At 67.4% G+C, this 20,254-nt stretch carries 21 protein-coding genes; 7 read left to right on the top strand and 14 right to left on the bottom strand.

The window, feature by feature from the left end:
• Nucleotides 1-75 precede the first annotated feature (75 nt).
• Nucleotides 76-1,662 (top strand): AAA family ATPase, encoded by a 1,587-nt coding sequence (locus tag ACCD11_RS21205; protein WP_413315357.1) that lies wholly within the window; start codon nt 76-78, stop codon nt 1,660-1,662.
• On the opposite strand, the gene ACCD11_RS21200 is transcribed toward ACCD11_RS21205, so the two are convergent.
• Entirely contained in the window at nt 1,663-2,589 is a 927-nt protein-coding gene (locus ACCD11_RS21200; RefSeq protein WP_007839236.1) for a LysR family transcriptional regulator, read from the bottom strand.
• 107 nt (nt 2,590-2,696) lie between these two features.
• Here ACCD11_RS21200 and ACCD11_RS21195 point away from each other — a divergent pair, with 107 nt between their 5' ends.
• A complete protein-coding gene (locus tag ACCD11_RS21195; protein ID WP_413315356.1) occupies nt 2,697-4,208 on the top strand; it encodes an MFS transporter in 1,512 nt (503 codons plus the stop codon).
• Between the two features lie 7 nt (nt 4,209-4,215).
• Here the strand turns inward: ACCD11_RS21195 and ACCD11_RS21190 are convergent, their stop codons facing one another.
• Entirely contained in the window at nt 4,216-5,112 is an 897-nt protein-coding gene (locus tag ACCD11_RS21190; RefSeq protein WP_413315355.1) for a LysR substrate-binding domain-containing protein, read from the bottom strand.
• A 123-nt stretch (nt 5,113-5,235) separates the two neighbouring features.
• Here ACCD11_RS21190 and ACCD11_RS21185 point away from each other — a divergent pair, with 123 nt between their 5' ends.
• From ACCD11_RS21185 to ACCD11_RS21175, 3 genes are read left to right on the top strand one after another with little or no spacing between them, the layout of a single operon-like run.
• Entirely contained in the window at nt 5,236-5,979 is a 744-nt protein-coding gene (locus ACCD11_RS21185) for an SDR family oxidoreductase (protein WP_413315354.1), read from the top strand.
• Between the two features lie 45 nt (nt 5,980-6,024).
• Nucleotides 6,025-6,945, top strand: coding sequence for an SDR family NAD(P)-dependent oxidoreductase (locus ACCD11_RS21180; protein ID WP_413315353.1), 921 nt, complete (start codon nt 6,025-6,027; stop codon nt 6,943-6,945).
• 57 nt (nt 6,946-7,002) lie between these two features.
• Nucleotides 7,003-7,227, top strand: coding sequence for a SlyX family protein (locus ACCD11_RS21175; protein WP_007839244.1), 225 nt, complete (start codon nt 7,003-7,005; stop codon nt 7,225-7,227).
• Nucleotides 7,228-7,237: 10 nt separating this feature from the next.
• On the opposite strand, the gene trhA is transcribed toward ACCD11_RS21175, so the two are convergent.
• From trhA to cyoA, 8 genes are read right to left on the bottom strand one after another with little or no spacing between them, the layout of a single operon-like run.
• Entirely contained in the window at nt 7,238-7,924 is a 687-nt protein-coding gene (trhA, locus tag ACCD11_RS21170) for a PAQR family membrane homeostasis protein TrhA (protein WP_413315351.1), read from the bottom strand.
• A gap of 37 nt (nt 7,925-7,961) precedes the next feature.
• Nucleotides 7,962-8,507: a response regulator transcription factor gene (locus tag ACCD11_RS21165; protein WP_413315350.1), complete on the bottom strand. Its 546-nt coding sequence runs from the start codon at nt 8,505-8,507 to the stop codon at nt 7,962-7,964.
• Nucleotides 8,488-9,882: an ATP-binding protein gene (locus ACCD11_RS21160; RefSeq protein ID WP_413315379.1), complete on the bottom strand. Its 1,395-nt coding sequence runs from the start codon at nt 9,880-9,882 to the stop codon at nt 8,488-8,490. Before ACCD11_RS21160 ends, ACCD11_RS21165 begins: the two co-directional genes overlap by 20 nt.
• Entirely contained in the window at nt 9,866-10,669 is an 804-nt protein-coding gene (locus ACCD11_RS21155) for an SURF1 family protein (RefSeq protein ID WP_413315349.1), read from the bottom strand. The genes ACCD11_RS21160 and ACCD11_RS21155 overlap by 17 nt, the downstream gene beginning before the upstream one ends.
• Nucleotides 10,669-11,073: a cytochrome o ubiquinol oxidase subunit IV gene (gene cyoD / locus ACCD11_RS21150; RefSeq protein WP_007839253.1), complete on the bottom strand. Its 405-nt coding sequence runs from the start codon at nt 11,071-11,073 to the stop codon at nt 10,669-10,671. Before cyoD ends, ACCD11_RS21155 begins: the two co-directional genes overlap by 1 nt.
• Complete coding sequence (gene cyoC / locus ACCD11_RS21145; RefSeq protein ID WP_413315348.1) at nt 11,070-11,732, bottom strand: cytochrome o ubiquinol oxidase subunit III; 663 nt, start codon at nt 11,730-11,732, stop codon at nt 11,070-11,072. The genes cyoD and cyoC overlap by 4 nt, the downstream gene beginning before the upstream one ends.
• Complete coding sequence (cyoB, locus tag ACCD11_RS21140; protein WP_413315346.1) at nt 11,725-13,728, bottom strand: cytochrome o ubiquinol oxidase subunit I; 2,004 nt, start codon at nt 13,726-13,728, stop codon at nt 11,725-11,727. Before cyoB ends, cyoC begins: the two co-directional genes overlap by 8 nt.
• Nucleotide 13,729: 1 nt before the next feature.
• On the bottom strand, nt 13,730-14,758 hold the full coding sequence (gene cyoA / locus ACCD11_RS21135; RefSeq protein ID WP_042674611.1) for a ubiquinol oxidase subunit II: 1,029 nt from the start codon (nt 14,756-14,758) through the stop codon (nt 13,730-13,732).
• Nucleotides 14,759-14,936: 178 nt separating this feature from the next.
• Here cyoA and ACCD11_RS21130 point away from each other — a divergent pair, with 178 nt between their 5' ends.
• Together ACCD11_RS21130 and ACCD11_RS21125 are read left to right on the top strand one after the other, a co-directional pair.
• The gene (locus ACCD11_RS21130) at nt 14,937-16,277 is read left to right on the top strand and encodes an MFS transporter (RefSeq protein ID WP_007839257.1); all 1,341 of its coding nucleotides are present in this window, start codon (nt 14,937-14,939) and stop codon (nt 16,275-16,277) included.
• 64 nt (nt 16,278-16,341) lie between these two features.
• Nucleotides 16,342-17,031: an HAD family hydrolase gene (locus tag ACCD11_RS21125; protein WP_413315345.1), complete on the top strand. Its 690-nt coding sequence runs from the start codon at nt 16,342-16,344 to the stop codon at nt 17,029-17,031.
• Between the two features lie 10 nt (nt 17,032-17,041).
• Here ACCD11_RS21125 and ACCD11_RS21120 read toward each other — a convergent pair whose 3' ends face one another.
• Genes ACCD11_RS21120 through ACCD11_RS21105 form a run of 4 tightly spaced genes read right to left on the bottom strand, consistent with a single transcriptional unit; the run spans nt 17,042 to nt 20,198 of the window.
• Nucleotides 17,042-18,043 (bottom strand): isopenicillin N synthase family dioxygenase, encoded by a 1,002-nt coding sequence (locus tag ACCD11_RS21120; protein WP_007839259.1) that lies wholly within the window; start codon nt 18,041-18,043, stop codon nt 17,042-17,044.
• Nucleotides 18,040-18,783 carry an amino acid ABC transporter ATP-binding protein gene (locus tag ACCD11_RS21115; RefSeq protein ID WP_007839260.1) on the bottom strand — a complete coding sequence of 248 codons (744 nt, stop codon included), beginning with the start codon at nt 18,781-18,783 and terminating at the stop codon, nt 18,040-18,042. Before ACCD11_RS21115 ends, ACCD11_RS21120 begins: the two co-directional genes overlap by 4 nt.
• Nucleotides 18,780-19,490, bottom strand: coding sequence for an amino acid ABC transporter permease (locus tag ACCD11_RS21110; protein ID WP_007839262.1), 711 nt, complete (start codon nt 19,488-19,490; stop codon nt 18,780-18,782). The genes ACCD11_RS21115 and ACCD11_RS21110 overlap by 4 nt, the downstream gene beginning before the upstream one ends.
• 12 nt (nt 19,491-19,502) lie before the next feature.
• Nucleotides 19,503-20,198 (bottom strand): amino acid ABC transporter permease, encoded by a 696-nt coding sequence (locus tag ACCD11_RS21105; RefSeq protein WP_007839265.1) that lies wholly within the window; start codon nt 20,196-20,198, stop codon nt 19,503-19,505.
• Nucleotides 20,199-20,254: the final 56 nt, after the last annotated feature.

Raw genomic sequence — 20,254 nt, 5'->3', positions numbered from 1 at the left:
GGATTCGGGCCGGACGGGGCCGGGGAATGCAATACATTCCCCGGCCCCGTATTCAATTCAGAAGAAGCTTTCTACATGCGCTTGGCGTCATTCCAGATCACCAACTTTCGCTCGATCAACGACAGCGGTCTCATCGATTCCACACAGCAGATCACGGCGGTCCTCGGACGGAATGACAGCGGTAAATCGAACCTGCTGCGCGCACTCCACAGCCTGAACCCGGCAGAGGGCCTGGCCGAACTCAGCCCCATCAAGGACTTCCCGCGCCACCGGCGGCTCGAGGAGTGCACTGGCGAAACGCCGGTCGTCTTCACGCGCTGGAGCCTCGACGAAAGCGAGCAGGCCGAGCTGGCCGGGATCCTGCCGCGCGCGGCGGGCGTGCGCCACGTCACGGCGGCCCGCGGCTATGCCACCGCGCGCCGGGCCGGGCTCGAAGGGCTCAATGCGCTGTCGCTCGACGTGAGCGACATCAAGGGCAAGGTCCGCAAGATCGTGCCGGCCGTGAAGGCCGCCGCCGAAAAGGTCGCTGAGGAAGCGAAGGCGACGCTCGAGCAGGAGGCCGACACCTTCGATGCCGCGATGATCATGAGCCCCGACTACATCAGGTGGTCGGCCGGCGCGGTCAAGGCGGCGCAGGCCCTGCGCAAGGCGCTGGCCGCGGCGGGCGCCGAACTCAGCGACAAGCAGGAGCAGATGCTGGCCGAGCTGGAAGACATGGCCCTGTCCATCGCCAATGACGCGCCCGCGCTCGCCCGCGCGCAGGCCTGGGTGATCGGGAAGCTGCCGCGCTTCGTCTATGTCGACGAATACCCCGCGCTGCCCGGCCGCCAGAACATTGCCGAGTACCTGGGGCGCCAGGGCTGGGGCCAGCTCACGCCCGAGCAGCAGAGCTTCGGCAAGCTGTGCAAGGTCGCGGGGCTCGATCCGCAGCAGCTGCAGGACCTGCTGGAAAAGAACGACCAGGCCACGCGCAACCAGCTCGCCAATCGCGCGGGCTCGGTGGTGACGGCCGAGGTCCGCCGCCTGTGGAAGGACCGTGCGCTGAAAGTGCGCTTCAACCTCGACGGCCAGTACCTCGACACGCTGGTGTCCGACCCGAACGGCGCCTACGAGGTCGAAGTGAACCTCGACGAGCGCAGCCGCGGCTTCCAGTGGTTCTTCTCGTTCTACATCGCGTTCTTTGCTGACACGAAGGGCGGGCGTGCGGAAGACGCGGTGCTGCTGCTGGACGAACCCGGGCTGCACCTGCACCCGCACTCGCAGGCCGACCTGCTGGCGCACTTCGAGAAAGACTTCGGCAACCAGATCATCTACACCACGCACTCGCCGTTCATGGTGCCTGCGCATCGGCTCGACTCGGTGCGCACGGCCAGCCTCGGCGAGACCAGCGGCACCACCGTGAGCAATGCCGCGGAGGGCGACGAGCGCACGCTGTTCCCGCTGAAGGCTGCACTGGCACTGAGCCGGCTTGGGAGCGAGCCGGTGGAGGTGGAGGCCGCGAAGGCCGTGGCTGTGAAGGCGGAGCCGACGAAGCCGGCGGCTGCAAGAACGGTGACTGCAGAGGGCGTGAAGCCTGTCAGGGCGGCCAAGCCCGTGGAGGTGATGCCTGCCGCCGTGGCCGCGCCTGCCGAGGCGGTCGCCGAGCAGGTGGAACCGGGCTGATCATCCGCGCGCGGCCTGCCTCGTGACCGGGGTGGGCGGGACTTCGTCGCCCTCCTTGAACATCCGCTCCCCCGCAAAGTCCACAAACGCCCGCACCTTCGGCGACAACTGCCGGCTCGACGGCCACAGCGCCGAGAACTGCCCCTGCCGCACGAGGTGCGTGGCCAGCACGCGCTGAAGCTCGCCGCGGTACAGCGAATCGCGCGCCAGGAAGTCGGGCATGTAGGCCACGCCGAGTCCGGCCACGGCCGCGCCCAGCATGGCTTCCATGTTGTTGCACAGCAGGCCGGGCGGCAGTTGCGCGGGCAGCCCGGGCAGGTCCCATTCCTCGACCTTGCCGCCGGTCACGAACTTGTAGCGCAGGCAGGCGTGCTGTATCAGGTCGGCCGGCACCTGCGGCACGCCGTGGCGTTCGAGATAAGCCGGTGAGGCCACCAGCACGAACTGGAACGGGCCGAGCCGCCGCGCCACCAGTTGCGAATCGACCAGATCGCCGCTGCGAATTGCCACGTCGACGCCCTCGGCGATCACGTCGACCAGCCGGTCGTTGAAGTCGAGGTCGAGCTCGATCTCGGGGTAGCGCGCCTTGAAGTCCGGCAGGATCGGCAGCAGGAAGCGGTAGCCGATGGTCGGCAGGCTCACGCGCAGCCGGCCGCGCGGGGCGGCGACGGCGTCTTGCATCATGGCGCGCGCATCGTCCAGCTCGTCGAGGATGCGGCGGCAGCGCTCGTGGAAGAGCGCGCCTTCCTGCGTCAGCCGCGTGTGGCGCGTGGTGCGGTTGAAAAGGCGCACGCCGAGCTGCTGTTCGAGCCGTGCGACGTTCTTGCCCACAGCCGAAGCCGAGATGCCCAGCTGCCGGCCGGCCTTGGCAAAGCTCAGCTGGTCGGCCGCACGCACGAAGGATTCGAGTCCGCTGAAGCTGTCCATGGATTAGCAACTCTGGGTTGGGAGTGTGAGGATCAATGGCGCCATTTTCATTCCATTGATTCCTTTCTATCTTCTGTGGCTTCCTTTCTCCTGCGTGAAAGCCTTCGATGTCCACGTCTTCCCCCAACAAGAACTGGCTGCTGGCCGCCGTCTGCCTGGCGGCGCTGGGCATGCCGCTGAGCTTCACCGGCCCGGCGGTGGTGGTGCCCGCGGTCCGCGATGCACTGGGCGGCAGCCCGGTGCAGCTCAACTGGGTGACCAACGCCTTCATGCTGAGCTTCGGCGCCACGCTGATGGCGGCCGGGGCGCTGGCCGATGCCTATGGGCGCAAGCGCGTGTTCCTGCTGGGGCTCGCGGTGGTGGCACTGAGCAGCTCGCTACTGACGCTGGCCCCGGGCATCGTCGCCTTCGATCTGGCGCGGGCCCTGCAGGGGCTGGGCTCGGCCGCGGCCTTCGCGGCGGGCACGGCCGCGCTGGCGCAGGTGTTCGACGGCGCGGCGCGCACGCGAGCCTTCAGCCTGATCGGCACTTCGTTCGGCGTGGGGCTGTCGTGCGGCTCCATCCTCTCGGGCTGGCTCGCCGAGAGCTTCGGCTGGCAGGCGGTGATGCTGAGCCCTGGCGCGGTCAGCCTCGTGGCGCTGTGCATCGCCGCGCCGAGCATGCGCGAGTCGCGCAATCCGGATGCCATGGGGCTCGACATGCCGGGCACAGCGACTTTCACCGCCGCGCTGAGCCTGCTGACGCTCGGCGTGCTGCAGGCGCCCGACAGCGGCTGGGGCAGCCCGTGGGTGCTTTGCGCGCTGGCGGGCGCGGCGCTGATGGGCGCGGCCTTCATCGCCATCGAGCGGCGCGTGGCGCATCCGATGCTCGATCTGTCGCTGTTCCGTTTTCCGCGCTTCGTGGGCGTGCAACTGCTGGCTGCCGCGCCGGCCTATGGCTTCGTCGTACTGCTGGTGCTGCTGCCGATCCGCTTCATCGGGCTGGAAGGGCGCAGCGCGATCGAGGCGGGGACTTTCATGTTCGCTCTCTCGGGGCCGATCCTCGTCGTGCCGACGCTGGCGGCATCGCTTGCGCACCGGTTCTCGGCGGGCGTGATCTCGGCCGTGGGGCTGTTGGTGTGCGCGGCGGGGCTGTTCTGGCTCAGCCGCTGCGCGCCGGGCACGCCGCTGCACGACATCGTGTGGCCGCTGTTGTTGATCGGCGCCGGCATCGGCCTGCCGTGGGGCTTGATGGACGGGCTGGCCGTGAGCGTGGTGCCGCGCGAGCGGGCGGGCATGGCGTCGGGCATCTTCAACACCGTGCGGGTGGCGGGGGAGGGGATTGCGCTGGCGCTGGTCGGGGCCGGACTGACGGCGCTGGTGACGCTGCAGCTGGGCCATACCGCCGCCGCATCCCAGGCGGCGCAGCGGATGACCACCGGGAACATGTCGCAGGCGCTGGCCCTGCTGTCCGGCATGGACCGCGCGGCGCTGCTGCATGCCTACGGCGCCGCATTCGGCACGCTGCTTTGCGTGCTGGCAGGCGTGACGGTGGTGACGGCGCTGGTGGTGTTCGCGTTCCTGCGTGGCGAGACTCCCGCCGAGGCTGGCGCCGTGGCGCTGGAGTCGACGGCCTGTTGAGACCTGCTCAGGCTTGCGCGGCCGCCTCGAAGATGTCGCGCAGCCACTGCGTGAACACTCGCACCCGCGACGACAGCTGCCGGTTCTGCGCGTACAGCACCGAGACCGGCATCGGCGGTGGCGCGAAGCCGGGCAGCAGCACCTTCAGTCGCCCGTCTGCAAGTTCGCTGGCCACACGGTAGCGCGGCACCTGCACCAGCCCCAGGCCCGCGACGGCCGAGCCGGTGTACAGGTCGGCGCCCGTCACCGAGACGATGCCGCCGAGCTGCACGCTCGTCACCCGCCCGTCGACCGTGAATTCGAGCGGCACCGCCTTGCCCGTGGCGCTGGAGATGTAGTGGATGGCGCGGTGCGCCGACAGCGCTTCCACGCTCTCGGGCTCGCCGTGCTGCGCCAGGTAGGCCGGGCTCGCGACCGTGACCTGCGGCAGCAGCGCCACGCGCCGCCCGACCATCGATGAATCTTGCAGCGTGCCCGCGCGCAGGACGCAGTCGACGCCTTCGCGCACCAGGTCGACCAGCCGGTCGTCTTCGCCGATGTGCAGTTCCAGGTCGGGATATCGCGCCAGGAACGCCGGCAGCGCGGGCACCACGAAATGCCGCGCCAGCGTGCCCTGCAGGTTCACGCGCAGCAGGCCCTTGGGCGCCTCGTCGCGGAACAGGCCCTCGGCCTCTTCCACGTCGGCGAGCAGCCGCACGCAGCGGCGGTAGTAGGCCTCGCCGTCCTGCGTGAGGCGCACGGTGCGGGTGGTGCGCTCCAGCAGCCGGGTGCCCAGGCGCTGCTCCACGCGCTTGATCAGGTTGGTGACGGTGGCGCGCGGAATCTGCAGGTCTTCGGACGCCTGCGTGAAGCTCTGGCGCTCGGCGATGCGCACGAAGGCCAGCATTTCCTGGAAGCGGTCCATGGCCGGGCTCCGAATCTATTGTTGAAGTAAATGGAATGGTAATGGCGATTCAAGGCTAATTATCTTTAGATTGGAACGATCGATCATTCGTCTCACCAACCAACCACTGCAAAGGAAACAGCCATGAACAAGCCCTCCAATTCCAAAGTCGCCCTCGTCACCGGCGCATCGCGCGGCATCGGCGCCGCCATTGCGTGGCGTCTTGCCAGGGACGGCTTCGCGGTCGCCGTCAACTACGCGTCGAGCCCGGCGCAGGCCGACGCCCTCGTCGCCGAACTGCAGGCCGCCGGCGGCAAGGCTCTCGCGGTCAAGGCCGACGTGGCCAGCGCCAGCGAAGTGCGCGCCATGTTCGACGCCGTCGAGGCGCAGCTCGGCAAGGTCGACGTGCTGGTCAACAACGCCGGCGTGCTCAAGACCGTGCCGCTGGCCGAGCACACGGACGCGCTCTACGACCAGACCTTCGACATCAACGTGCGCGGCACCTTCAACACGCTGCGCGAAGCCGCCACGCGCCTCAACGAGGGCGGGCGCGTCGTCAACTTCTCGAGCACCACGCTCGCGCTGAACATGCCCGGCTATGCGATCTACAACGCCACCAAGGCGGCGGTCGAGGCCTTCACGCACGTCTTCGCCAAGGAGCTGCGCGGCCGAAACATCACGGTGAATGCCGTGGCACCGGGCCCGATCGCCACCTCGCTGTTCCTCGACGGCAAGACCGAAGAACAGATCCAGGCCTTCGCCAGGATGCCGCCGCTGCAGCGCCTCGGCCAGCCCGAGGACATTGCCTCGGTGGTGGCCTTCCTCGCCGGCCCGGACGCGGGCTGGGTCAACGGGCAGGTCCTGCGCGCCAACGGCGGCGTGGCCTGAGCCATTCGCTTTCTCGGATCAACCCAACCCATACGGAGAAACCTCATGCAAAAGCAGATCATCCTGGTCACAGGTGCTGGCACCGGCATCGGCAAGCTCGGCGCGCAATCGCTGGCCGAAGCCGGCCACGTCGTCTACGCGTCGATGCGCGACATCGCGGGCCGCAATGCCGGCCGCGCCGCCGAACTGCGCTCGCTCGCCGCGGCGAAGAGCATTCAGCTCCACCCACTCGAACTCGACGTGCTCTCGCAGGACTCGGCCGATGCCGCCGCCGCGACCATCGTGCGCGAGCAGGGCCACCTCGACGTGGTGATGCAGAACGCCGGCCACCTCGTGGTCGGTCCGACCGAGGCCTTCACGCCCGAAGAGATCGTGAAGGTGTTCGACACCAACGTGCTCGGCGCGCAGCGCGTGAACCGCGCGGTGCTGCCGTACCTGCGCAGGCAGGAATCGGGGCTGATGCTGTGGATCAGCAGCACCACCACCAAGGGCGGCTTTCCGCCGTTCATGGGCCCTTATGGCGCGGCCAAGGCGGCGATGGATTCGCTGGCCGTCACGCTGGCCTACGAGATCGCGCGCTTCGGCATCGAGACTTCCATCGTCGTGCCGGGCGCCTTCACCAGGGGCACCGACCACTTCCCGAGCGCGGGCAAGCCGGCCGATGCCGCGACCGCCGCCGCCTACAGCCGCTACGACGGCGTGATGGACCAGATCGGCGAACGCCTCTCGGCGCTGACGCCCGACAACGCCGACCCGCAGGCCGTGGCCGACGAAATCGTGCGCATCGTGGGCCTGCCCGCCGGCACGCGGCCGATGCGCTCGTTGATCGACTTCGTGGGCGACGGTGCTACGGAGGTGTTCGAGGTGTCGGAGCGTGTGCGCATCGAGTTCGCGAAGCGCATCGGCATGGGCGATCTGCTCGAAGCGAAGGTACGGCGCCAAGAGGCCAAGAGGCCAAGAAGCTAAGAGGAAGTTAAGGGAGGCGTCATAAAAGGTGGGTCGATCTTCCTGTCCAATAGCGGCATGGAAAACCCACCCCACGACCTCGCGGAACGCGTGACCGAGCTCGAGATCAAGTCGAGCTACGCCGAAGACCTGCTCGACCAACTGAACATGACGATCTACCGCCAGCAGCAGCAGATCGACCGGCTGATCCTCCAGGTCACGCAACTCAAGGAACAAGCGCAAAGCGCGGGTCAGGACGGCGCCGCGCGCAACCCGCGCGACGAGCTACCGCCGCATTACTGAGTCAGGAAGATCAGCCGTGCGAGTGCCAGAGCACGGCGAAGAAATGGCAGGTGCTGCCCGCCAGCACGAACAGGTGCCACACCGAATGCGCGAAGCGCACCTTGTTGTCGAACAGGAACACCACGGCGCCCGCCGTATAGAAGAGCCCACCGGCCACCAGCCAACCCAGCCCCGCCGGTGACATGCGCTCGTACAGCGGCACCGCAGCCATCAGCGCCATCCACCCCATTGCCACATAGAGCCCGGTCGACCACAGCGGATGCTGCAGCCGGTTGAACAGCTTGGCGCTCACGCCCAGCACGGCCGCCGCGCAGATGGCGCCGAACAGCGTCCACCCCAGCGGACCGCGCAGCACGCCGAACACGAAGGGCATGTAGCTGCCCGCGATGAACAGGTAGATGGCCGCGTGGTCCAGCCGGTTGAACCAGGCCTTGGCCCGGCCCATGGGCAGTGCGTGGTACAGCGTGGAGATCAGGTACAGCACGATGGCCGTGCCCGCAAAAAGACAGGCACCGACCACGCCCGCGGCCTGCCCCTTCTGCGCCGCGTTGTAGACCAGGATGGGCAGCGCGGCGATGGCCAGCGCCAGGCCCAGGCCGTGGCTCAGGGCGTTGAAGAGCTCCTCCATCGCTGTCTGGTTGCGTGCCGCCAGGGCGGAGGTGCGTGGCGAAGTTTGCGTCCGGGAACGGGCTGTCATCGGGACCTCATGCGAATTGGATGGCTGGGCTGCCTGGCTACTTGACCTGCTGCTTGCCCAGCTTGCGCGCCAGCGTGCGCCGGTGCATGCCGAGCCTGCGCGCGGTCTCCGAGATGTTGAAGCCGGTTTCGGCCAGCGTCTCGTGGATGCGCTCCCATTCGAGCGTCTTGATCGAGGTCGAGCGGTTGGTCAGCTCGACCTCTGTGGTGCCGGCGGCGCGGCCGAAGGCGGCCTCGATGTCGTCGGTGTTCGACGGCTTGGCCAGGTAGTGGCAGGCGCCGAGCTTGATGGCCTCGACGGCGGTGGCGATGCTGGCGAAGCCCGTCAGCACCACGATCAGCATCTCGGCGTTGTGCCGGTGCAGCATCTGCACGCAGGCCAGGCCCGAGGCCTCGCCGTTGAGCTTGAGGTCGACCACCGCGTAGCCCGGCGACGAGGTGGCGAGCAGCGCCTCGACGTCTCCGAGGTTATTGGCGAGCGCCACGGCATAGCCGCGCCGCTCGAAGGAGCGGCCGAGTGTGCGCGCGAAGGCGTCGTCGTCCTCGACGATCAGCAACTGGCGCTCAGCTCCGGTTTCGGTCATGGCCTTCCGTTTCGATGGTCTCGCCGTCGAGGACCTCTTCGTCCCCTGCTTCTTCTTCCAGCACGATGGCCGCGAGCGGCAGCGTGATCGTCACGATCGCGCCGCCCTCGGGCCGGTTGGCCGCCGCGACGCGGCCACCCACGGTGCGCGCCACGTTGACGACCAGGAACAGCCCCAGCCCGCCGCCGGGTCGCCCCTTGCTCGACTGGTAGGGCTTGCCGAACTCCTTCAGGATGGCCGGCAGGAAGCCGGGGCCCGCGTCGGTGACCGTGATCGTCAGCGCGTCGGCGTCGTGCGCCGCCTCGAGGCGCAGCCAGTGCGGCGACGCCTCCAGCGCATTGTCGAGCACGTTGCAGATCATCTGCTTCAGCGCCGAGTCCGAGACCATGGGCAGGTCGCGGCCGAAGCGATTGTCGTATTCGAAATCTTCCACCGGGCGGGTGGTGCGCCACTCTTCGATCAGGTCGTCGAGGAAGGTGCTGACCGTGGTTTCTTCCGACGATTCGCCGCGCGCCTCGCCGGCCGACAGCAGGATGCCGCTCACGATGCTCTTGCAGCGCTGGATCTGCAGCTCCATCTCGGCCACCTCGGTCAGCAGCTCGGGGTCGGAGCTGAAGTGCGGCAGCCGGCGCCAGTCGCCCAGGATCACCGCCAGCGTGGCCAGCGGCGTGCCCAGCTCGTGCGCCGCACCCGAAGCCAGCAGGCCCATGCGCACGATGTGCTCTTCTTCCGAGGCGCGCTGGCGCAGGTCGGCCAGCCGCGCGTCGCGCGCGCGCAGGTTGCGGCTGATGCGGGTGATGAAGATCACGAGCAGCGCCGCGTTCAACGCGAAGCACACCAGCATGCCCTGGATGTAGGGGCTCCAGAGGCCGCGGTCGTGGTCCAGCGGCAGCGCGAGCGGGCGCGAGAACAGCGCCAGCCCGGCGAAGCAGATGCTGGTGATGACCACGATGGTCCAGGTCGACCATGGCTTCAGCAGCACTGCGCCCAGCGTCACCTGCAGCAGGAACAGGAACACGAAGGGGTTGGTGGCGCCGCCGCTCAGGTAGAGCTGCGCGGTGAGCGTGGCCACGTCGACCAGCAGCGCGAGGAACAGTTCGCCGTTCGTCACGCGCCGGTGGTTGCGCGAGCGCAGCAGGCTGACCATGTTGAAGAGCGCCAGGCAGGCCAGCACCTGCAGCATGTGGTCCAGCGGCAGGCGGATCGCGAAGCCGTAGTGCACCACCAGGATGGTGACCACTTGCCCGACCACGGCGAACCAGCGCAGCTGGATCAGCTGCTGCATGTTCTGGTGGCCGGTGGCGTTGTCGAGGCTCGCGACACCGGCGCGGGGGGCGTGCAGCTCCCCTGCGATCGCCTCAATCGCGGTGGGCATCTTCGGCAGGGCGGGTGTCGGCATGGGCCGCATTTTCGCTGCGCCGCACGAACCAGGCGGCGATCAGCACCATCAGCGCCAGGCCATACCAGGTCAGGGCATAGACGAGATGGCTGTTGGGGAAGGCGATGACCGTGAGGCCGGCGGCGGGCCACGCGGGGATGTCGGCGTCGGCCATGGCCTGCGCGGGGGGCGCCTCGGCATCGACGAAGTAGGGCGCGACGTTGTTCAGGCCGCGCGCCGCGGCAATGGCCTGCACGTCGCGCGAGAACCAGCGCTCGCCGGCCGGATCGTTCTTGCGCAGGAAGCCGCCCTTGGGTTCGGTCAGGCGCAACAGGCCGGCGACGGTGGTTTCGCCCTGCGGCTCGGGCGCGGTGCGGGCCTGGCGTTCGCGCGCCTCGGGCGGCACGAAGCCGCGATTGACCAGCACCACGGTGCCTTCGGTCGTGCGCAGCGGGGTCAGCACCCAGAAGCCCGGGCCGAGCTTCGTGCTGGCCTGCACCAGCGTTTCCTTGTCATGGAGGAAGATCCCGGCGAGGCGTACATGCCGGTATTCGTCGTTGGCCGCGTTGACGGTGGGCCATTCGGTTCGCCCGGGGGCCGTGGCGGCCGGGGCATGCACGCGCTGGTCGACGCGGGCGATGAGATCGAGCTTCCAGGCCCTGCGCTCGACCTGCCAGGTGCCGAGCGCGATGAAGCCGGCAAAGGCGAGAGCGGCGCAGACCGCCAGCGCTACCCGCGCCACCCGCGAGGTATCGGAACGCTGGCGCGCGGCCTGCTGCGCCATCAGGGCATGTTCTTCATGTCGTGCATCGAGTGCGGCATCATGTTGGTGTTCATGTGGTACATGACCCACAGCGAACCGGCCAGCGTGATGACCACGAGCACCAGCGTGAAGATCAGTGCCAGCATGTTCCAGCCGCCTTCGGACTTGGCGTCCATGTGCAGGAAGTACACCATGTGCACCACGATCTGCACCACGGCAAAAGCCAGGATGACCAGCGCGGTGGTGCCTGGCTTGTCGAAGACCTTGCCCATCACGATCCAGAACGGAATGGCGGTGAGGATCACGGCCAGCACGAAGCCGGTCATGTAGCCCTTGAAGGTGCTGTGGCTCACCGGGCCGTCGTCGTGGCCGTGGTCGTCATGGCCATGGGCGCCATGGCCGGCGGTTTCGATATGCGCGCTCATTGCAGCGATCCCATCAGGTACACGAAGGTGAAGACGCCGATCCAGACCACGTCCAGGAAGTGCCAGAACATCGACAGGCACATCAGGCGTCGGCGGTTGGCGGCGGTGAAGCCGTGCTTGGGCAGCTGGATCATGAGCACGATGAGCCAGACGATGCCGAAGGTCACGTGCAGCCCGTGGGTGCCCACCAGCGCGAAGAACGACGACAGGAAGGCGCTGCGCTGCGGGCCGGCGCCTTCGTGGATCAGGTGCGCGAACTCGTACAGCTCCAGGCCGATGAAGCCCGCGCCCAGCAGGCCGGTGATGGCCAGCCAGAGCAGCACGCCGCCCATGCGGCGCTGCTGCATCTGGAGCACGGCAAAGCCGTAGGTGATGGACGAGAACAGCAGCAGCGAGGTGTTGATCGCCACCAGCGGCAGGTCGAACAGGTCGGCGCCCGAGGGGCCGGCCGCGTAGCTGCGGCCCAGCACGCCATACACCGCGAACAGGCAGGCGAAGACCAGGCAGTCGCTCATCAGGTAGAGCCAGAACCCGAGCAGCGTGCCGTTCTCGGGGTGGTGGTCTTCGTTGCGGACGTTGAACACCTCGAAGGTGGGCACGCTCGAGGCGTTGCCCACGGTGTTCGCGTGGCTGGAGGGGAGGGCGGTACTGTTAGACATGGGCGGCCAGCAGGCGCGTGCGCGCGTCTTCGGTGCGAACGACTTCATCCGCGGGGATGTGGTAGTCGCGCTTGTAGTTGAAGGTATGGATGATCACGGCGGCGAGCATGGAGAAGAAGCCGATGCCGGCCACGAGCCACATCTGCCAGATCAGAGCGAAGCCGCACAGCGCGGCCAGCGCGGCGATGATGAAGCCGGCGGCCGTGTTCTTGGGCATGTGGATCGGGCTGAAGCCTTCCACCGGACGCTCGTAGCCGCGGGCCTTCATGTCGGACCAGGCGTCGTTGTCATGGATGCGCGGCGTGAAGGCGAAGTTGTAGGCCGGCGGCGGCGACGAGGTCGACCACTCCAGCGTGCGGCCGTTCCACGGGTCGCCTGTGGTGTCGCGCAGCGACTCGCGGCGGATGTAGCTCACCACCAGCTGGATGATGAACGAGCCGATGCCCAGCGCGATCAGCACGGCGCCGAAGGCGGCAACCTGGAACCAGATCTGCAGCGACATGTCCTGGAAGTGGTTCATGCGGCGCGTGACGCCCATCAGGCCCAGGATGTACAGCGGCATGAAGGCGAACCAGAAGCCGACGATCCAGAACCAGAACGAGCACTTGCCCCAGAACGGGTCGAGCTTGTAGCCGAAGGCCTTCGGGAACCAGTAGGTGATGCCGGCCAGCATGCCGAACAGCACGCCGCCGATGATCACGTTGTGGAAGTGGGCGATCAGGAACAGGCTGTTGTGCAGCACGAAGTCGGCCGGGGGAACGGCCAGCAGCACGCCGGTCATGCCGCCGATCACGAAGGTGATCATGAAGCCGATGGTCCACATCATGGGCAGCTCGAAGCGGATGCGGCCGCGGTACATGGTGAAGAGCCAGTTGAAGATCTTCGCGCCCGTCGGGATCGAGATGATCATCGTCGTGATGCCGAAGAACGAGTTCACGCTGGCGCCGGAGCCCATGGTGAAGAAGTGGTGCAGCCACACGAGGTACGACAGGATCGTGATCACGACCGTCGCGTACACCATCGAGGCGTAGCCGAACAGGCGCTTGCCCGAGAAGGTGGAGACCACTTCCGAGAAGATGCCGAAGGCCGGCAGGATCAGGATGTACACCTCGGGGTGGCCCCAGATCCAGATCAGGTTCACGTACATCATGGCGTTGCCGCCGAGGTCGTTCGTGAAGAAGTTGGTGCCGACGTAGCGGTCGAGCGACAGCAGGGCCAGCACGGCGGTCAGCACCGGGAAGGCGGCGACGATCAGCACGTTGGTGCACAGGGCGGTCCAGGTGAAGACGGGCATCTTCATCATGGTCATGCCGGGCGCGCGCATCTTCACGATGGTCGCCAACAGGTTCACGCCGGAAAGCAATGTGCCCACCCCCGCTATCTGCAACGACCAGATGTAGTAGTCGACCCCCACGTCGGGACTGAACAGAATGCCAGACAGCGGCGGATAGGCCAGCCAGCCGGTCTTGGCGAACTCGCCGACGAACAGCGACGCCATCACGAGGCCGGCGCCGAAGGTGGTCATCCAGAAGCTGAAGTTGTTCAGGAACGGGAAGGCCACGTCGCGCGCGCCGATCTGCAGCGGCACCACGAAGTTCATGAGGCCCGTGACCAGCGGCATCGCCACGAAGAAGATCATGATCACGCCGTGGGCGGTGAAGACCTGGTCGTAGTGGTGCGGTGGCAGGAAGCCGGCGTTGTCGCCGAAGGCCATCGCCTGCTGGGCCCGCATCATCAGGGCGTCGGCGAAGCCGCGAAGCAGCATCACCAGGCCCAGGATGATGTACATGATGCCGATCTTCTTATGGTCGATGCTGGTGATCCAGTCGCGCCACAGCATGCCCCACAGCTTGAAGTAGGTCAGCGCGCCCAGCACGGCGATGCCGCCCAGCACCACGCCCGCGAAGGTCGCGAGCAGGATGGGTTCGTGGAAGGGAATCGCCTCCCAGGAGAGGCGGCCGAAGACGAGCTTCGTCAGGTCTAGGTTCTGCAACATCTTATTCTTCGGTGGTGCACATCGCGGTGACGTACTTGCGCTTGGGCGAATCGAGGGAGTCGGCCTGCCAGGCCTGCTTGGTGGCGACGTTGAAGGCGCCGGGCTTGCCCAGGCCGCCGTCGGCGTCGATGGCCATCATTTCCTTCATGCACATCTTGCTGCGGTCGACGCACAGGTTGAGGATGGCGTCGTACAGCGCGGGGTCCACCGACGCGTAGTGGCGCACGGGCTCGCGTTCGCTCGGCACTTCGAGCTTCTTCTGGTAGAGCTCGCGCGTGAGTTCGCCGTCCTTGCCGGCCTTGACCTTCTGCACCCACTGGTCGAAGTCGCCGTTGCTCAGGCCGTGGAACTTGAAGCGCATGCCCGAGAAGCCGGCGCCGCTGTAGTTGGCGGAGAAGCCTTCGAACTCGCCCGGCTTGTTGATCACCGCGTGCAGCTTGGTCTCCATGCCCGGCATGGCGTAGATCTGGCCGGCCAGCGCGGGGATGAAGAACGAGTTCATGACCGAGGAGGCCGTGATCTTGAAGCTGATCGGGCGGTCCACCGGGGCGGCCAGCTCGTTCACCGTGGCGATGCCCTGCTCGGGGTAGATGAAGAGCCACTTCCAGTCGAGGGCCACCACTTCGACCACCAGCGGCTTGGCTTCGGCCGGGATTGCGCGTTGCGCGTCGAGGCGGCGCAGCGGCTGGTAGGGGTCGAGCGTGTGGGTGCTGATCCAGGTGATGGCGCCCAGCGCGATGATGATGAGCAGCGGCGCCGCCCAGATCGCCAGTTCGAGCTGGGTCGAGTGGTCCCAGTCGGGGCTGTAGGTGGCCTCCTTGTTCGACTGGCGGTAGCGCCAGGCAAAGAAGACGGTCAGGGCGATCACCGGGATGATGATGATCAGCATCAGCACGGTGGAGACGACGATGAGGCGTCCCTGCTGATTGGCGATGTCGCCGGAGGGGTTCATCAACACCGTGTTGCAGCCCGCCAGGAGCATGGCGGAAAGCAGCAGGAGTGATCGGCGAAGGTTCTTGAGGATGTGCATGCCGGGGGAAAAGAGGTGCAGGGGCGACGCAAAAAGACCCCACAATCTACGCTCGAAGACGGGTTTCGCCTATTGGACGTTTTGTCCTATGGCGGTAAATGTGTTTCGGTGCGACGCTCTAGGTTCTCCATGGTCTTTTGTGTCGCGTCCAGGCGTGACACCTGAATTACAGCAAGCAATGACGACGTCCAGCATCAGTCCGCAAGGCGCACAGCCGCTGCCGAACTCGCCCGAGCACGGCGGCGCCCGGCAGGGCGACGACCACTCGCACATCGCCCCCGGCGAGATCGCGGTCGGCGTGATCATCGGCCGCGCCTCCGAATATTTCGACTTCTTCGTCTACGGCATCGCCTCGGTGCTGGTGTTCCCGGCGGTCTTCTTCCCCTTCGAGCAACACCTCGAAGGTGTTCTGTACTCGTTCCTGATCTTCTCCTTCGCCTTCATCGCGCGTCCGTTCGGAACTGTCATCTCGATGATGATCCAGCGACGTTTCGGGCGCGAGGCCAAGCTCACGCTGGCGCTTTTCGTGCTGGGCACCTCCACCGCCGGCATCGCCTTCCTTCCGGGCTACGCGAGCCTCGGCTTCACGGCCATCGTGCTGCTGTCGGTGTTCCGCTTCGGCCAGGGCCTGGCGCTGGGCGGCTCGTGGGACGGCCTGCCTTCGCTGCTGGCGCTGAATGCGCCCGCCAACCGCCGCGGCTGGTACGCGATGCTGGGCCAGCTGGGTGCGCCCATCGGCTTCTTCATTGCCAGCGCGCTGTTCGCCTACCTGTATTCGAGCCTGCCGTCCGAGGACTTCCTCGACTGGGGCTGGCGCTATTCCTTCTACGTGGCCTTCGCGATCAACGTGGTGGCGCTGTTCGCGCGCCTGCGCCTGGTGGCCACCGACGAATACTCGCGCCTGCTCGAGGAACGCGAACTGGAGCCCACCAGCGTGACCGAGCTGGTCCGCTCGCAGGGCGCCAACCTGCTGATCGGCGCCTTCGCCGCGCTGGCCAGCTATGCGCTGTTCCACCTGATCACCGTGTTCCCGCTGTCGTGGATCACGCTGTACTCCGACCAGTCGGTCAGCGAATTCCTGGTCGTGCAGATGATCGGCGCGGTGCTGGCCGCAGCCGGCATCGTGGCCTCGGGCCTGCTGGCCGACCGCATCGGCCGCCGCTTCACTCTGGGCGGCCTGGCCGCCGTGATTGCCGCGTTCAGTGGCTTCGCCCCCACGCTGCTCGACGGCGGCCGTCTCGGCCAGGACATCTTCATCCTGGTGGGCTTCGTGATCCTGGGCCTGTCGTACGGCCAGGCGGCCGGCGCCGTGACCTCGAACTTCGCGCCCAAGTACCGCTACGTCGGCGCGGCCCTGACGGCCGACCTGGCCTGGCTGATCGGCGCGGCGTTCGCGCCGCTGGTCGCGCTGGGCCTGTCGGCCCACTTCGGCCTGGCGTACGTCAGCGTCTACCTGTTGTCGGGCGCGGTCGCCACGCTGGCCGCGCTGGGGCTGAACCGGGCGCTGGCGCGCGACTGACCGGCTGCGCAGCCATTTCTTCCGTAAGGGGCCGTTTCGGCCCCTTTTTCATTAGGATGCCCCGATGTTCGCTGCCGCAATTTTCGACATGGATGGGCTGCTGATCGATTCGGAGCGCCCCATCATGGCCGCCTGGATCGAGGCTGCCCGCACGCTCGGCATCGAGCTTTCGCATAGCGAGTACCTGCAGGTCGTGGGGCTGGCCACCTCCGAGTCCGAACTCATCCTCGCATCGCTGCTCGGCGGCGCTGACGCCTACCGCCACGCCATCGGCCATGTGCGCCAGCGGCTGCAGCTGGCGCGCTCCGACGGCACGCCGCTGTTTCCCATCAAGCCCGGTGCGGGCGAATTCCTGGCGGCGCTGCGCGAACGCGGCACGCGCTGCGCCGTGGCCTCGTCGTCGACCAGCGGGCAGATCCAGGCCTGCCTCGGCAGTCTCGACGTGCTTCATCACTTCGAGGCTTTCGCGGGCGGCGACGAGGTGGCGCGCGCCAAGCCCGATCCGGCGCTCTACCTGCTCGCAGCCGGGCGGCTGGGCGTGGACCCCGTGGACTGCATCGCCTTCGAGGACAGCGAGAACGGCGCCAAGGCGGCGCTGGCCGCGGGCATGCGCGTGGTGGTGGTGCCCGATCTCAAGCAGCCGCCCGAATCCATCGTCGAGCGGGCATTCCACGTACTCGGCTCGCTGCACGACGCGTTGGCACATCTGCCGCGCTGGTTTCCTTCTCCGGCGGAAAGGCAGCAGCCCGCGTGACCGGGTCTGTTCAGAGCACTTCGTCGCGCAGCTGCGGGAACACCTTCGACACCTTTGCGAGCAGGTAGTCGCCATAGCGGCCGTTGAAGGCGTGCACGTTGGCGCGGTCCCAGCGCTCGGCGCTGTCGTCGCGTGCCTCGGCGCCGGCGAGCCCTTCGATGCGCTGCACGCGGGCCTCGAAATTCGGATCGAAGAACAGCGGGAACGACAGCCGGTCGCGGCCCGAGGTGTTGCGCTTCACGCGGTGCGGCGTCGACTTGTAGAGCCCGCCGGTCATGCGGTCGAGCATGTCGCCGATGTTGCAGACGAACGAGCCGGGAATCGGCGGCGCGTCGATCCATCCGTCCGGCGTGTGCACGGCGAGGCCGCCCACGGTGTCCTGGTGCAGGATGGTGAGCAGCCCGTAGTCGGTGTGCTCGCCCACGCCCCATTGCACGTCGAGGCCTTCGGGCACTGGCTGCGAGGGGTAGTTGAAGAGGCGGAACAGGATCAGCGGGTCGGCCGTGTAGCGTTCGGCGAAGTAGCTCCCGGGCAGGCCCAGGCTCAGCGCGATGCCTTCCATCAGCCGGTGGCCGAGTTGCGTGACGGCGGCCATGTAGTCGAGGATGGTCTCGCGCAAGCCCGGCACATCGGGAAACAGATTGGGCCCGTGCACCGGCGTCTTCGCCTGCACCAGCGGATGCGTGGCGGGCAGCTCGGTGCCGAGGTAGAGCCCTTCCTTCCAGTCGGGCCGGCCGGAGGTCAGCTCGCCGCCGAGGGGAAAGTAGCCGCGCCACGCGCGCCCGCCCAAGGCCATGCGCCACCGCATCTTGGTTTCCTCGGGCAGGTCGAAGAAGCGGTGGCTCAGGTCTTCGAGCCGCTTCACGAGCGCCGCGTCGACGCCGTGGCCTGTCGCGTAGAAGAAGCCGTGCGCGCGGCAGGCCGCGCCGATCTGCGCGGCGACTGCGTCGCGCCCGGCTGTGCCCGCCACGAGGGGCGCGACGTCGATGAGGGGGAGGGCCGTGTCGGTCATGCGTCTCTCGCAAAGGGCGACCGGATGTCGGCCAGGAACTGCTGCGCGCGCGGATGCTGCGGACGGTTGAAGAAATCGTCGGGCGTGGCGCGTTCCAGCACCTTGCCCTCGTCCATGAACAGCACGCGGTCGGCCACCTCGCGCGCGAAGCCCATCTCGTGCGTCACGCAGACCATCGTCATGCCGTCGCGCGTGAGGTCGCGCATCACCAGGAGCACTTCACCGACCATCTCGGGGTCGAGCGCACTCGTGGGTTCGTCGAACAGCATCAGCGGCGGCTGCATGGCCAGCGCGCGCGCAATCGCCACGCGCTGCTGCTGGCCGCCCGACAGTTCGCTGGGCCACGCATTCGCCTTGTTCGACAGGCCCACGCGCTGCAGCAGCGCCATCGCGCGCTCCTCGGCCTCCTTGCGCGTGAGGCCGCGCAGCTGCATCGGCGCCATGGTGCAGTTCTGCAGCACCGTGAGGTGCGGAAAGAGGTTGAACTGCTGGAACACGAAGCCGATGCGCGAGCGGAAGGCGTTCACGTCGAGGCCGGGCGCATGGATGTCCTGGCCGTCCACGGCGATGCGGCCCGACTGGATCGGCTCCAGCCGGTTGAAGGTGCGGATCAGCGTCGACTTGCCCGAGCCCGAGGGCCCGCACACCACGACGACTTCACCCTTGTGGATGGTCTCGGTGATGTCGACCAGCGCGTGGTAGCTGCCGTACCACTTGTTGACTTTTTCGAGTTCGATCATGCGGACACCTTGGGTGCAACGGTGGACATGCCGCGGCGCGCAAGCCGGCGTTCCAGCCAGTAGGCGAAGCGCGACAGGCCGAAGCAGAGAATGAAATACGTGCCGCCCAGGATCAGGTAGATCTGCGCGGGCTTGGTGAACACCTGCGTGTTGATCTGCGTCGCGATGAACGACACCTCGGCCAGCCCGATGATGTAGCCCAGCGAGGTTTCCTTGATGGTCGAGACGAACTGGTTCACCAGCGAGGGCAGCATGCTGCGCAGCGCCTGCGGCAGCACCACGAGGCGCATCGCGCGGCCGTAGCCCAGGCCCAGCGCGCGGGCGGTTTCCATCTGCCCGCGGGGCAGGCCCTGGATGCCGGCGCGCACGATCTCCGCGAGGTAGGCGGCGTCGAATATCACCAGCGCGATCAGCATGGTGGTGAACTGGTCGGTCTTCACGCCCGTGACGCTCGGCAGGAAGAAGTAGGCCCAGAAGATCACCATCAGCAGCGGCAGGCCGCGCACCACGAACACGAAGCCCGTGACCGGCCAGCGCAGCCAGCGCCACGGGCTTACGCGCGCGAGGCCGAGCACGATGCCCAATGGCAAGGCGAGTACGAGCCCGCAGGAGGCCAGCAGCAGCGTGAGCACCAGTCCGCCGAGCGGGCCGTTGGGGTATTGCCCGATGAGGAAGTAGACCCAATAGTCGTTGATGATCTGCAGCATCGCCCGGCGTCCTCAGATCGTGCGCACCGGATACCGGTGGTGGTACCACGTCGCCAGCCCCGTGATCGCCAGCGACACCGTCAGGTACGCCGCGCTCGCGAACGCGAAGGACTCGAAGCTGCGGAAGGTCGCGCTCTCGACCTGGCCGGCCTGGTACATCAGCTCGGCCACGCCGATCACGGTGGCGATGGAGGTGTTCTTCCAGAGGCTCAGCGTCTGCGAGATCAGCGGCGGGACAGTCACGCGCAGCGCCTGCGGCAGCACCACGCCGCGCATGGTGGCGAGGTAGCTGAAGCCCATCGCGCGGCCGGCCTCGAACTGCACCGTGGGGATCGCGCGGATGCCGCTGCGGATGTCCTCGGCCATGAAGGCCGCCGTGTACAGCGACAGCGCGATCACCGCGCTGTAGGCCTCGATGTGCCCCGCGTAGAGCCATTGCTTGATGCCTTCGGGCAGCAGCTCGGGCGCGCCGAAGTACCAGAACAGCATGTGCGCGAGCAGCGGGATGTTGCGGATCGACTCGACGTACGCGAAGCCGAGCCAGCGCAGCGGTGCGAAGGGCGAAAGGCGCAGCAGCGCGACCACCAGCGCGAGGGGCAACGCCAGCACCAGCGCGGCCGCGAGCAGCTGCAGCGACAGCAGCAGGCCCGCGACCAGCATGTCGTGGTACTTGCCGGTGAGCAGCAAGGAATAGTCGAACAGGGGCATGGGGGGCGACAGTATCACCGCCGCAGGGGGTCTTGGCTCCCTCCCCCGCTGGGGGA

It is taken from the genome of Variovorax sp. Varisp36 (assembly GCF_047304235.1).
GTDB lineage: Bacteria > Pseudomonadota > Gammaproteobacteria > Burkholderiales > Burkholderiaceae_C > Variovorax.
The sequence above is the reverse complement of the archived record's forward strand: the minus strand, read 5'-3'. Positions and strand labels throughout refer to the sequence as shown.